The organism is Pseudoxanthomonas sp. LjRoot143 (genome assembly GCF_964252945.1).
Lineage (GTDB): Bacteria > Pseudomonadota > Gammaproteobacteria > Xanthomonadales > Xanthomonadaceae > Pseudoxanthomonas_A.
Window position 1 is genome coordinate 2949569 of record NZ_CAXUPM020000001.1, and the last position, 12492, is coordinate 2962060.

9 protein-coding genes and 1 pseudogene are annotated in these 12492 nt (G+C 66.3%); 6 read left to right on the plus strand and 4 right to left on the minus strand.

From position 1 onward, the window contains the following. The first annotated feature begins 28 nt into the window (after nucleotides 1–28). Nucleotides 29–916 carry an outer membrane protein assembly factor BamD gene (locus ACSQ1W_RS14315; protein ID WP_192272788.1) on the plus strand — a complete coding sequence of 296 codons (888 nt, stop codon included), beginning with the start codon at nucleotides 29–31 and terminating at the stop codon, nucleotides 914–916. A 73-nt stretch (nucleotides 917–989) separates the two neighbouring features. On the opposite strand, the gene ACSQ1W_RS14320 is transcribed toward ACSQ1W_RS14315, so the two are convergent. The 4 genes from ACSQ1W_RS14320 to sucC form a co-directional block, all read right to left on the minus strand. Beyond that, the gene (locus tag ACSQ1W_RS14320; RefSeq protein ID WP_436044337.1) at nucleotides 990–1877 is read right to left on the minus strand and encodes a vitamin K epoxide reductase family protein; all 888 of its coding nucleotides are present in this window, start codon (nucleotides 1875–1877) and stop codon (nucleotides 990–992) included. Nucleotides 1878–1917: 40 nt separating this feature from the next. After that, nucleotides 1918–3555, minus strand: coding sequence for an NAD+ synthase (locus tag ACSQ1W_RS14325; RefSeq protein WP_436044339.1), 1638 nt, complete (start codon nucleotides 3553–3555; stop codon nucleotides 1918–1920). A 63-nt stretch (nucleotides 3556–3618) separates the two neighbouring features. Then, nucleotides 3619–4497, minus strand: a complete 879-nt coding sequence (gene sucD, locus ACSQ1W_RS14330; RefSeq protein WP_192272794.1) for a succinate--CoA ligase subunit alpha — start codon at nucleotides 4495–4497, stop codon at nucleotides 3619–3621. Nucleotides 4498–4675: 178 nt separating this feature from the next. Next, a complete protein-coding gene (gene sucC / locus ACSQ1W_RS14335) occupies nucleotides 4676–5845 on the minus strand; it encodes an ADP-forming succinate--CoA ligase subunit beta (protein WP_436044340.1) in 1170 nt (389 codons plus the stop codon). Between the two features lie 201 nt (nucleotides 5846–6046). Here sucC and ACSQ1W_RS14340 point away from each other — a divergent pair, with 201 nt between their 5' ends. The 5 genes and pseudogenes from ACSQ1W_RS14340 to ACSQ1W_RS14360 all read left to right on the plus strand — a co-directional run bounded on the left by ACSQ1W_RS14340 (nucleotide 6047) and on the right by ACSQ1W_RS14360 (nucleotide 12482). Next, nucleotides 6047–7669, plus strand: coding sequence for a sensor histidine kinase (locus tag ACSQ1W_RS14340; protein WP_436044341.1), 1623 nt, complete (start codon nucleotides 6047–6049; stop codon nucleotides 7667–7669). Nucleotides 7670–7770: 101 nt separating this feature from the next. Next, the gene (locus ACSQ1W_RS14345) at nucleotides 7771–9174 is read left to right on the plus strand and encodes a sigma-54-dependent transcriptional regulator (protein WP_436044342.1); all 1404 of its coding nucleotides are present in this window, start codon (nucleotides 7771–7773) and stop codon (nucleotides 9172–9174) included. A 427-nt stretch (nucleotides 9175–9601) separates the two neighbouring features. Continuing rightward, on the plus strand, nucleotides 9602–9931 hold the full coding sequence (locus ACSQ1W_RS14350; RefSeq protein ID WP_436044344.1) for a prepilin-type N-terminal cleavage/methylation domain-containing protein: 330 nt from the start codon (nucleotides 9602–9604) through the stop codon (nucleotides 9929–9931). Between the two features lie 232 nt (nucleotides 9932–10163). Continuing rightward, nucleotides 10164–10278: pseudogene (locus tag ACSQ1W_RS14355) on the plus strand (prepilin-type N-terminal cleavage/methylation domain-containing protein); the annotation flags it as partial. 344 nt (nucleotides 10279–10622) lie between these two features. Continuing rightward, complete coding sequence (locus tag ACSQ1W_RS14360) at nucleotides 10623–12482, plus strand: hypothetical protein (RefSeq protein WP_436044345.1); 1860 nt, start codon at nucleotides 10623–10625, stop codon at nucleotides 12480–12482. Nucleotides 12483–12492 lie beyond the last annotated feature (10 nt).

Below are 12492 nucleotides of genomic sequence, written 5' to 3' on the forward strand. Positions count from 1 at the left end.
TTTCCCTGCCGCGGCCTGCCGCCAGCCCATGACCCAGCGTGCCTTCTCCCGCTTCTCCCGCTCCTCCGCGACCTCCCGCCTCGTCCTGCTGGCCGTGGTCGTCGCCTTCGCCGGCACCGGCTGCGGCAAGATCTTCAAGAAGAAGGACGCCGCCGAGAACCAGCCTGTCGAGGTGATGTACGAGGAAGCCCACCGGGCGATGGTCAACAACAACTGGGACCGCGGCCTGCAGAACTTCCGCCGCCTGATCGCCCAGTACCCGTACGGCCCGTACACCGAGCAGGCACTCATGGAAACGGCCTATGCCGAGTACAAGGCCGGCCGGCTGGACGACGCGGTGACCACGATTGACCGTTTCATCCGCACCTACCCGACCCACCGCCACATCCCGTACATGTATTACCTGCGCGGGCTGGCCAACTCCAACCGCGACACGGTGTTCCTGCAGAAGGTGTGGCGCCTCGACGCCAGCCGCCGCGACCTGGCCACGCCGATGCAGGGCTACAACGACTTCGCCCGCGTCGCCGAGAACTATCCCAACAGCCGCTACGCCGCCGACGCGCGCCAGCGCATGATCCTGCTGCGCGACCAGTTCGCGCTGCACGAGCTGGATACCGCGATCTACTACCTGCGCCGCGACGCGTGGGTGTCGGCCGCCAGCCGCGCGCGCTACCTGCTGGAAACCTACCCGCAGAGCAGCTACCAGTACGATGCCGTCGCCGTGCTCGCCGAGGCCTACACCCACCTGGGCAACCAGGCACTGGCCGCCGACGCCAAGCGCGTGCTGGAACTCAACGACCCGAAGCACCCCTGGCTGGCCGGCAAGTTCCCGGACTATCCGTGGATGGTGCGTCGCCTGAATCCGTTCGCCGGCGAGAAGTCGAGCAACACGGTGGAACAGCGCAAGAACGACTGACCGTCCAGCCGGTCGCAGGAACGAAAAAGGGCCGCGAGGCCGTTTTTCTTTGCCTGTGTACCGCCGGGGGTGGTCAGTCCTTGCCTCCGGCCTTGTCCCACTCGAACCGGGTGAGCACGGCCAGTTGCTGCGGCTCCATCACGCCGTTGTGTTCGATGCCATCGATCACCCACGTCGGGAACACCGTGATGCCCGCCGCCGCGCAGGCGGAGGTCATGGGGGTGTTGCGGCCGCCGGGCGAGCACTCGATGTAGGGCAGCTGTTCCGCCGCATGGCCGAAGTGCCGCTTCTGCCGGCTGCATTCCACGCACCACGATGCGCCGTAGAACTTCGCACCGTAGTCGGTCAGGTGCTGCGCCAGCGCGGCCGCACGGCGGCTTTCCGGCCGCTGGTGCAACAGGCCGCTCTGGTGCACGTGCAGGACGGCCACGATCAGCAGCACCGGCACGGCCTGCACGGCCCACCATCGTCCCCAGGCCTGGCCGGGCGCCGATGCCGGGCGACGCACCGTCAGCCACACGAACATCGCCACCAGGACCGCCAGCGAGGCGAGGCAGCCGACGCAGAACGCATCGAGCACCAGCTTGCCTACGGCCGTCAGGTACAGGCTGATCGCCAGCCCCAGCAGCACCAGCCGCCATTGCCGTTGCCATCGCAGCAGCGGCGACGCCTTGCGCGCCAGCGACACCAGCGCGACGACGGCGTACAGGCCGAAGCCCCACAACGCCATCGGCAGGCCCAGCAGCGTGGACCAGCCGCTGCGCTGGATCGCCTCGCAGCCGCGACCGGCGGTGCAGAACGCCGATGCTGAGCCGCTGCCCGCCGTCCATGTCAGGTAGCCGGTGATCAGCAGCCCCAGCATCGCCAGCGCCAGCATCACCCGGTCCGGCGGCGTTGCCGGACGCATCGCGGGCGTGGCGGGTCGGTCGCGGTGCGCGGTGCGCTTCTTCTTCCTGCTCATGTCGTTCTCCGTATCGGCCGGGCGCGGCGCGCGGCCGAGGTCACAGCGCGTACTTGTTGGTGATCGGATAGCGACGCTCGCGGCCGAACGCGCGGCGCGAGACCTTCGGTCCGGGCGCGGCCTGGTGGCGCTTCCACTCGTTGATGCGCACCAGCCGCAGCATGCGGTCGACAGTGGCCGCGTCGAAGCCAGCGGCGACGATCTCGTCGCGTGACTGCTCCAGGTCGACGTAGCGGAACAGGATGGCGTCCAGCACGTCGTACGGCGGCAGCGAATCCTGGTCCTTCTGGTTCTCGCGCAATTCCGCCGACGGGGGGCGATCGATGACGGCCGGCGGGATCACCGGCGCCCCGCCGACCGTGTTGCGCCAGCGCGCCAGCGCGAACACCTCGGTCTTGTACAGGTCCTTGATCGGCGCGTACCCGCCGCACATGTCGCCGTAGATGGTGGCGTAGCCGACCGCATACTCGCTCTTGTTGCCGGTGGTCAGCAGCAGGCCGCCGAACTTGTTGCTCAGCGCCATCAGGATCACGCCGCGACTGCGCGACTGCAGGTTCTCCTCGGTGGTGTCGGCCGCCTTGTCGCCGAACACCGGACCGAGCGCCTCCAGAAAGCCCTTGAATGGCGCCTCGATCGAGATCGCCTCCAGCTTCACCCCCAGGGCCGCGCACTGCTCGGCCGCCAGGTCGTTCGACAGGCCGGCGGTGTAGCGCGACGGCAGCCGCACCGCGGTGACATTGTCCGCACCCAGCGCATCGACGGCGAGCGCCAGCACCAGCGCCGAGTCGATGCCGCCGGACAGGCCCAGCCAGACCTTGGAGAAGCCGTTCTTGCCGCAGTAGTCGCGCAGGCCACGGACGATGGCGCGCCAGGCCAGCGCGTCGCGGCTCTCGTCGCCGTCGTCCATCCACACGACGGGGCTGAACTTGCGCGTCGCCACGTCGAAGTCCACGACCAGCCACTGGTCGGTGAACGCCGCCGCCGCCGGATGCACGGTGCCGTCGCCGTCGGCGACGACGGACGCGCCATCGAACACCACCGCATCCTGCCCGCCCACCACGTTGAGGTAAGCCAGCGCCATGCCGGTCTCGCGCGTGCGCTCTGCGATCAAGGCATCGCGCTGCGCATGCTTGTCGCGGTCGAACGGCGAGGCATTCGGCACCAGCGTCAGCACCGCGCCCGCCGCCGCCGTGTCGGCCAGCGGCTCGGGAAACCAGAGGTCCTCGCAGATCACCAGGCCCAGCGGCACACCCTTGACCTCGAAGTTGCAGGCGCCGCCATCCGGGTCGACATCGAAGTAGCGACGCTCGTCGAACACCGCGTAGTTCGGCAACTCGCGCTTGCGGTAGGTGGTTTCGACCACACCGTCGCGCAGCACGCTGGCCGCGTTGTACACCACGCTGCCCGCGCTCTGCGGCCAGCCCACCACAGCGACGATGCCATGCGTGGTCGCCGCGATCTCCGCCAGCGCCGCTTCGCAGTCGGCCAGGAATCTCGGCCGCAGCAGCAGGTCTTCCGGCGGGTAGCCACTGACCGCCAGTTCGGGAAACAGCACCACATCCGCCCCGTACTCGTCGCGCGCCTCGGCGATCATGCGCCGGATGCTGGCGCTGTTCTGCGCGACGCCGCCGACCGGAAAGTCGAACTGCGCCATGGCGATGCGTAACGAAGCCGTCATACCGTCTCCAGAAAAGCGAAAGGCCGCACGCGGCGGCCTTTCGTGTGCCTCAGGCGATTCTACTTACTTCTTCAGGCGCGCCGCGATGGCCGCACCCAGGTCGCCCGGCGAACGGACGGTGGTCACGCCCGCGGCTTCCATCGCCGCGAACTTGCCTTCCGCCGTACCCTTGCCGCCGCTGGCGATCGCACCGGCGTGGCCCATGCGCTTGCCGGCCGGGGCCGAGGCGCCCGCGATGAAGCCGACGACCGGCTTCTTCACGAACTGCTTGATGTACTCGGCACCCGCTTCCTCGGCGTCGCCGCCGATTTCACCGACCATGATGATGCCTTCGGTCTGCGGATCTTCGTTGAACAGCTTCAGGCAGTCGACGAAGTTCAGGCCGTTGATCGGGTCGCCGCCGATGCCGATGCAGGTCGACTGGCCCAGGCCCACTTCGGTGGTCTGCTTGACCGCTTCATACGTCAGCGTGCCCGAACGCGACACGATGCCGATCTTGCCCGGCTTGTGGATGTGGCCCGGCATGATGCCGATCTTGCACTCGCCCGGGGTGATCACGCCGGGGCAGTTCGGACCGACCAGCACGGTGTCCGGATGGGCGCGGGTCAGCACGTTCTTGACGCGCAGCATGTCCAGCACCGGGATGCCTTCGGTGATGCAGACGATGACCTTGATGCCGGCCGCGGCCGCTTCGAGGATCGCGTCGGCCGCGAACGGCGGCGGGACGTAGATGACGGACGCGTCGGCACCCGTGCTCTTGACCGCATCGGCGACGGTGTCGAACACCGGCAGGTCGATGTGGGTGGTGCCGCCCTTGCCCGGGGTGACGCCGCCGACGACCTGGGTGCCGTACTCGATCATCTGGGTGGCGTGGAAGGTGCCCTGCTGGCCGGTGAAGCCCTGCACGATCACCTTGGTGTTCTTGTTGATCAAAACGGACATTCGTTTTAGTCCTCTGAATTGCGTGTTGTTTATCGGCTCCGGGACCACGGCATGTTCCGCATCGCGAAACATGCCTCAGGTATGCCGCCACATCCCCGACATCGCCGCTTCGCGCCGATGTCGCCCCCTTGACTCAAGGGGGCTGGAAAAGCGGCCGGCGTCCCGGATCCCTGGAAGGTCAGGCGGCGGCCTTGACCGCTTCAACGACCTTCTTGGCGCCGTCGTTGATGTTGTCGGCCGGAATGATGGCCATGCCGCTGTCGCGCAGCAGCTGCTTGCCTTCTTCCACGTTGGTGCCTTCCAGGCGCACGACCACGGGCACCTTGACGCCCACTTCCTTCACCGCGGCGATGATGCCCTCGGCGATCATGTCGCAGCGGACGATGCCGCCGAAGATGTTGACGAAGATGCCTTCGACCTTGTCCGAGGACAGGATCAGCTTGAAGGCCTCGATCACGCGCTGCTTGTTGGCGCCGCCGCCCACGTCGAGGAAGTTCGCCGGTTCGCCGCCGTTGAGCTTGATGACGTCCATGGTGGCCATCGCCAGGCCCGCGCCGTTGACCATGCAGCCGATGTTGCCGTCCATGGTCACGTAGTTGATGTCCAGTTCCGAGGCCGTCACTTCGGTCTCGTCTTCCTGGCTCTTGTCGCGCATCGCGACCAGGGCCTTCTGGCGGAAGTTGGCGTTGTCGTCGCTGTTGAACTTGCCGTCCAGCGCGTACAGGTTGCCGTCATCCAGGATCGCCAGCGGGTTGATCTCGACCAGCGCCAGGTCCTTCTCGTTGAAGATGCGGTACAGGTTCACCATGATGTTGGCGAACTGGCCGGCCTGCTTGGCCGTCAGACCCATCTTGAAGCCGAACTCGCGGCCCTGGTAACCCTGCACGCCCTCGACGAAGTCGACGTTGAGGGTGTGGATCTTGTCCGGCGTCTCGGCCGCGACCTGCTCGATCTCCATGCCGCCTTCCGAAGAAGCGATGTAGGTGATGGTCTTGGTGCCGCGGTCGACGAGGACCGACAGGTAGAGCTCCTTGACGATCTCGCCGGCGGTGGTCACCAGCACCAGGTTGACCGGCAGCTCGACGCCGGCGGTCTGGTAGGTGGCCATCTTGGTGCCGAGCATCTTGGCGGCGGCCGCCTTCACGTCGTCGGTGGTCTTGCAGAACTTGACGCCGCCGGCCTTGCCGCGGCCGCCCGCGTGGATCTGGGCCTTGACCATCCAGGGGCCGTTGCCGAGGGACTGGGCGGCTGCGACGGCTTCATCTGCCGTGGCCGCGACTTTGCCGGCCGGGACCGGGATGCCGTACTCGGCCAGCAGCTGCTTGGCCTGATATTCGTGGAAATTCATGCGTCACCGTGGGTAGGGAACAGAAGACACTGCCCGGGCCGGGGCCGTGGGGGCAGAGGCCGGGCAAGCCCCCTATTGTCGCCGACGCGGCCGGGGGGCGCAAAACCCGGTGTCTAAGCCTTTGGTGGCAAAGGGGCGGCTGGGCGATCCGGCGGCCCGCATGCCTATACTGTGGGCCTCGCCTACAGGGGAAGTACGCGTTTGCGCCAGGCCCAGTCGCTCCTGTCCCGCCTCGAATCGGTACCGCGCCGCGAACTGTACTTCTTCGCCCTGTACCGGTTGCTGGAAGCCGGGATCCTGGCCGCGCTGATGTTCAGCCCGCTGGGCGAGGTGCTGGGGCAGCCGCGCCACGAAGACCTGGGCATGGTCGTGGCCGTGGGTTACCTGGTGCTCGCGCTGGTGCTGTTCTTCGTCGGCCGCAGCGTGCAGTGGCTGGTCTGGATCGTGTTCCTCAGCGTCTGCATCGACATCCTGGTCGCCGCGCTCATCACCCATGCCCTGCCCGGCGCCACCGCCGGCGTGGCGATGATGCTGCTGTTCAACGTGTCGGCCGCGGCGCTGTTGCTGCCGCGTACGCGGATGGCGCTGGCGGTGGCCCTGCTGGCCATCGGCGCCCTGTTCGGGGAGTACCTGTTCACCCAGTTCCATGACGGCGGCACGGCACGCTCGGCCGCCGAGGTCATCATGTTCGCGGTGAGCTACCTGGCGCTGGCGTACCTGGCGCACCAGGCCGGCCAGAAGGCGCGCACCAGTCAGGCCCTGGCGGACAAGCGCGGCGAGGAAGTCGCCAACCTGTTCGAAGTCAACGAACTGATCATCCGCCGCATGCGCACCGGGGTGCTGGTGGTGGACGCGGACAACCACATCAAGCTGGCCAACGAGGCCGCCAGCCTGCTGCTGGGCGACGGCGGCGACGGCCAGGGCGCCGACGGCAAGGGCGTGTCCCTGCTGCACGCCGCGCCGGAACTGGCCCGCCGCCTGCAGCGCTGGCGCAACGGCTGGCAGACCGACGAGACGCCGATGCAGTTCTCGCCCGACCAGCCCGAGGTGCAGCCGCGCTTCGCCCGGCTGCTGGCCGACAGCGAGACCTCGCTGATCTTCCTGGACGACGCCACGGTGGTCTCGCGCCGGGCGGAATCGCTGACCCTGGCCGCGCTCGGCCGCTTCTCCGCCAGCCTGGCGCACGAGATCCGCAATCCGCTGGCGGCCATCAACTACGCCGTGCAGTTGCTGGAGGAATCCCAGCAGGTCAACGACGGCGACCGGCGCCTGCTGCAGATCATCCACCAGCAGTGCCAGCGCACCAACGGCATCGTCGAAAGCGTGCTCGGCCTGGCCCGCCGTGAGCGCGCCACGCCCGAGCACGTCGACCTCAATGCCTTCGTCCGGCGCTTCGTCGACGATTACCAGCAGACGCTGTCCATCGAGACCGACACGCTGGAGACCATCATCGGCGCAAAGGCGGTGCCGGCGCTGGTCGATCCGCGCCATCTGCAGCAGGTGGTGACCGTGCTGGTGCAGAACGCGCTGAACTACGGCCGCCTGCCGGGCGAATCCGCACGCATCCGCGTGCGCGTGTTCAATGCCGAGAATCGTCCGACCATCGACGTGATGGACCGTGGTCCCGGCATCCCCGAGGCCGTGGCCGCGCAGCTGTTCCGGCCCTTCTTCACCACGTCCGAACACGGCACCGGCCTGGGCCTGTATATCGCCCGCGAGCTGTGCCGGGCCAACCAGGCCACGCTGGAATACGTGCCCGTCCCCGGTGGCGGCAGCTGCTTCCGCGTCACCCTGCCCGGCCCGCACGCACTGCTGCCGGCCTGACGTCCCCGCCGCCGCCCGGTTTTCCGCCCCGGCGGCACCTCGCGTACCATGATTCACATTCAGTGGTTACACTGGCGGCACAGGGGCACGAGGGGAGATGCATGAATCAAAGCCGTAGCGCCCTGATCGTCGACGACGAACGCGACATCCGTGAACTGCTGACGCTGACGCTGGGCCGCATGGGCCTGCGCATCGACACCGCCGCCAATCTCGGCGAGGCCCGCGAGCTGCTGGGCCGCAACACCTACGACCTCTGCTTCACCGACATGCGCCTGCCCGACGGCAACGGCATCGATCTGGTCGGCGAAATCTCGCGCAACTACCCCCATACGCCGGTGGCCATGATCACCGCGTTCGGCAACATCGAACTGGCGGTGGAAGCGCTGAAGGCCGGCGCCTTCGACTTCGTCAGCAAGCCGGTGGACCTGGCCGTCCTGCGCGGACTGGTCAAGCATGCGCTGGAGTTGAACAACAGCGATCGCGCGCCGCCACCGCCGCCACCGCCGGAACAGGCCAGCCGCCTGCTCGGCGCCTCGGCCGCGATGGACGGCCTGCGCGAAACCATCGGCAAGGTCGCCCGCAGCCAGGCGCCGGTCTACATCATGGGCGAGTCGGGTACCGGCAAAGAGCTGGTCGCCCGCACGATCCACGAACAGGGCGCGCGCGCGTCCGGCCCCTTCATTCCGGTCAACTGCGGCGCGATCCCCGCCGAACTGATGGAGAGCGAGTTCTTCGGCCACAAGAAGGGCAGCTTCACCGGTGCGCATGCCGACAAGCAGGGCCTGTTCCAGGCGGCGAATGGCGGCACGCTGTTCCTCGACGAGGTGGCCGAGCTGCCGCTGCCCATGCAGGTGAAGCTGCTGCGCGCCATCCAGGAGAAGGCCGTGCGCCCGGTCGGCGCCTCCGGCGAGGTGCAGGTGGACGTGCGCATCCTGTCGGCCACCCACAAGGACCTGGGCGAACTGGCCGCGGACGGCCGCTTCCGCCATGACCTGTACTACCGCATCAACGTCATCGAGCTGCGCGTGCCGCCGCTGCGCGAGCGCACCGGCGACCTGGCCCAGCTGACCACGGCCATTCTGGAGCGGCTCGCCGCCCAGCACGGCCGGATGGCGCCGTCGGTGTCGCCGGAGGCGATGGAGGCGCTGGGCCGCTATCCGTTCCCCGGCAATGTGCGCGAACTGGAGAACATCCTGGAGCGCGCGCTGGCCATGTCCGAGGGCCACAGCATCGAGATCGACGACCTCTACCTGCCGCAGGCGCCGGCCGGCAAGAAGTTCGGTGGCGACTTCAGCCCCGGCGAGGTGGTCCGCGATGCGCCCGGCGCCGTGGACGTGGACCCGGCCGCCGGTGGCGCCCTGCCCGACTACATCGAGCAACTGGAGCGCGCCGCCATCCAGAAGGCGCTGGAAGAGAACCGCTGGAACAAGACCAAGGCGGCCGCCCAGTTGGGCATCACCTTCCGGGCGCTGCGCTACAAGCTGAAGAAGCTGGGCATGGAGTAGGCCGTTCAAGGCCTTACGCCACACCTATATATATGTCTCCATGCAAACGTGCGCGGCATCGCACAGTGACCCGGGTGACGCGAAGCGTCACATTATGACGCTAGCGGTCACGTCACCAATCGAGCGTCATGCAATGGGTTCTGCTCGGCGCGAAATGCCGCATATCCCAATCTGTGACACGAACCGGGATTGACCGCATTTCCCGATACACAACGTCAAGGAATGATGCGATAGTCCCGCCCGACTTCGGTGTCAGGGTTTCCTCCCGGGGAAGTGTGGGGGAATCGCTGGGGGTATCAGAAGTTGGCACGCATCCTGCTCTACATCCCTGCACGCGTCGTAATGCTGTACGCGGCGCCCACGGTCCATGTAGGGACACGGGGCTTGTGTCCCTAACCATCAAGCCAATCCTGAAAGGGGAAATACCATGAAGAAGAACGCCCAGGGCTTCACCCTGATCGAACTGATGATCGTCGTCGCCATCATCGCCATCCTGGCCGCCATCGCGCTGCCGGCCTACAACAACTACCGCATCCGCTCGGCCGAGAACGCCTGCCTCGGCGAAGCCAAGGCTTACGCCAACGCTTGGCTGTCGGCTTCGGTTTCCAGCATGACCATCCCCGCGTGGACGCCGTCCGCCTGCCGTCTGCCTGCTGCCAGCGCCACTGGCGTTACCCCCGGCACGTTCACTCCGGCCAACCCGGGTACGCGCACGACCACCTGCAGCACCTCGACCGCAACCTGCCGTCTGCCGTAAGCTCCAGCAGCAAGGCGTCACGCTCGATTCGAAAGCCCCTCTCCGGAGGGGCTTTCTTTTTTTCACACTTCGCACCGTCCGTCTGGCGCCTGCGTCGCCGTGCAAGGTGGCCAGCGGCCAAAGCAAGCGCGGCATCACAGTTTTCACACGTGGCGGCGCGGGGCAGCAAAACCCCTACTCGATTGGCCTGTTATTTGCTGGTTCCACCCGGGGAATTACAGGGTTGAACACCATGTCTCGCAAGGCACAAGGCTTTACGTTGATCGAGCTGATGATCGTGGTGGCGATCATCGCCATCCTGGCGGCGATCGCGCTACCGGCCTACAACAACTACCGGATCCGCTCGGCAGAGTCTGCCTGCCAGGCCGAGATGAAGAACTACGCCAGCTTCTCGCTGGTGTCGATCTACAACAACAGCTCGGTTCCCACACCGAATCCAGGCGCCTGCGCGACCATTCAGGCCGTCACCAACATGGCCACGCCCATCACCGGTTCGCCCCGCTCGCCGGGCGTCCGGACCACCACCTGCGACATGAACACCGCAAGTTGCGCGCTCAACTGATCTCCCAGTGAGCAGATCCACGCACTAGAGCGGGCGACCCAGACTTGCGCTGCGGCCACGGTGCATGACGCACCTGTGGCGCGCCCAATCACCGATAATCCGTTGCCTGCCCCTCCCATACGAGCGTACATGTCCGCGCCTACCGGTCGGTTCCTGGTCTCCAGCATCGTCATCGCACTGATCGCCGGACTGTTGTTCATCGCCGGGCTGCCTGGCGGGTTCGTCTTTGACGACATCCCCAGCATCGTCAACAACAGCGCCATCCACCTGTCGCGACTGGACGGCGATGCACTGCTCAACGTGGTGACCACACGGCAGATCTCGGGCGACATGCGGACGCTGCCCACGCTGACGTTCGCGCTGGACTTCTGGCGAGGGGGCGGCCTTGAGCCCGCCACGTTCAAGACCACGAACATCGTCCTGCACGCACTCACCGCCTGCGTGCTGGCCTGGCTGTTCCGCAGCCTGCTGCTACTCGCACGCGTACCGGCCACCAGAGTTACGTGGCTAGCGCCGGCATTGGCCTTCGCTTGGGCCGCGCACCCCCTGCAGGTCTCTTCTGTGCTGTATGTGGTACAGCGCTTCCAGACCATGGGCACACTCTTCCTGCTGCTCGCCCTCTGCACCTACGTCACCGCGCGCAAGACGCAGATCGAAGGGGGCCGTGGCAGTACGGGCCTCCTGCTCACGGGGTTGCTTTGGGCGCTTGCATTGGGCTGCAAGGAAGACTCCATCCTGCTACCCGCCTACACCCTGGCCCTAGAACTGACCCTGCTGCGGTTTGCGGCGAACGACGCCGGCGTCGCCAAGCGCCTTAGGCTCGTCTATCTGATGGGGGCGTGGTCAGGCATCGTTATCTTCCTCTTCTACGTCATTCCGCGTCACTGGTCCTGGGAGCCTTATGCCGCACGCGATTTCTCAACGCCGGAGCGTCTGCTGACCCAGGCCAGGGTGCTGTGCATGTACCTGGGCCAGATCCTGCTGCCGCTGCCACAGCACATGCCGTTCTACTACGACTGGTTGCAGCCATCTCGCGGGATTCTGCAGCCATGGACAACACTGCCCTCAATCATCCTGCTTGTCGCCCTGCTGGCCACTGCATGGTGGCAACGCGCGCGCGCGCCGCTTTTCTCTCTCGGCGTCTTCATTTTCTTCGGCGCACATGCCATTACCAGCAATGTGGTTGGGTTGGAACTGGCCTTCGAGCATCGCAACCACCTTGCTCTGATAGGCGTCGTGCTTGCCGTGGGCAGCCTGCTGGCAAGCATCACCCAGCGATGGCTGGTCCGTCCTGCCATCAAGGAGGGGATGTACAGTGGGCTGTTGCTCGTACTGGCCTGCACCACGATCGTGCGTGCATACGACTGGCGCAGCAATCTGACGCTGGCCCACGCGAGTGCGGAAAGTTCCCCCGCGTCAGCGCGGGCCTGGTTTCAACTATGCGTCAGCCACTTCCAGGCAGGGGGCGGCGCGGTTTACGGCAACACGCAGCTTGATGAAGCCATCGCCGCCTGTGAGAAAGGATCGATGCTGGCGCCCGAGGCTCTGAACAATCCGGGATTGCTGATCGTGCTGAAAACCCTCCGGGGGGATGACACGTCACGCGACTGGGCTCTGTTCCAGCAACGACTGAAGACCGTGCGAATGAGCTGGGAAAACAAGCGTGGGCCCGTGATCTTCATGGAACACATGCAGAACGGGGTCAAGCTGGACAAGGATCAAGTACTAAAGACGCTGGCGACCTTGCGCCAAAGGACCACCATCGGGCCGCACGAGATAGTTGCCATGGGCTACTTCGTGATGACCGACATGAAAGAGCCGGATCTTTCGCTTCCTTACTTCATTGACGCCATCAACGCCATTCCTGTAAACGATCCTTACCCATACAGACTGGCCGGCGAGTTCCGCGCCATCGGCAGGCCCGATCTGGCTGCACAGATGGAACAGCTTGCCCATGCCAGAAGTTCAAGCGCACTGGCACCGCATTGACCGATGCCGA

Coding starts and splice junctions, on each gene's coding strand:
- ACSQ1W_RS14315 (WP_192272788.1), top strand. CDS start 29: ATGACCCAGCGTGCCTTCTCCCGCTTCTCCCGCTCCTCCGCGACCTCC.
- ACSQ1W_RS14320 (WP_436044337.1), bottom strand. CDS start 1,877: ATGAGCAGGAAGAAGAAGCGCACCGCGCACCGCGACCGACCCGCCACG.
- ACSQ1W_RS14325 (WP_436044339.1), bottom strand. CDS start 3,555: ATGACGGCTTCGTTACGCATCGCCATGGCGCAGTTCGACTTTCCGGTC.
- sucD (WP_192272794.1), bottom strand. CDS start 4,497: ATGTCCGTTTTGATCAACAAGAACACCAAGGTGATCGTGCAGGGCTTC.
- sucC (WP_436044340.1), bottom strand. CDS start 5,845: ATGAATTTCCACGAATATCAGGCCAAGCAGCTGCTGGCCGAGTACGGC.
- ACSQ1W_RS14345 (WP_436044342.1), top strand. CDS start 7,771: ATGAATCAAAGCCGTAGCGCCCTGATCGTCGACGACGAACGCGACATC.
- ACSQ1W_RS14350 (WP_436044344.1), top strand. CDS start 9,602: ATGAAGAAGAACGCCCAGGGCTTCACCCTGATCGAACTGATGATCGTC.
- ACSQ1W_RS14360 (WP_436044345.1), top strand. CDS start 10,623: ATGTCCGCGCCTACCGGTCGGTTCCTGGTCTCCAGCATCGTCATCGCA.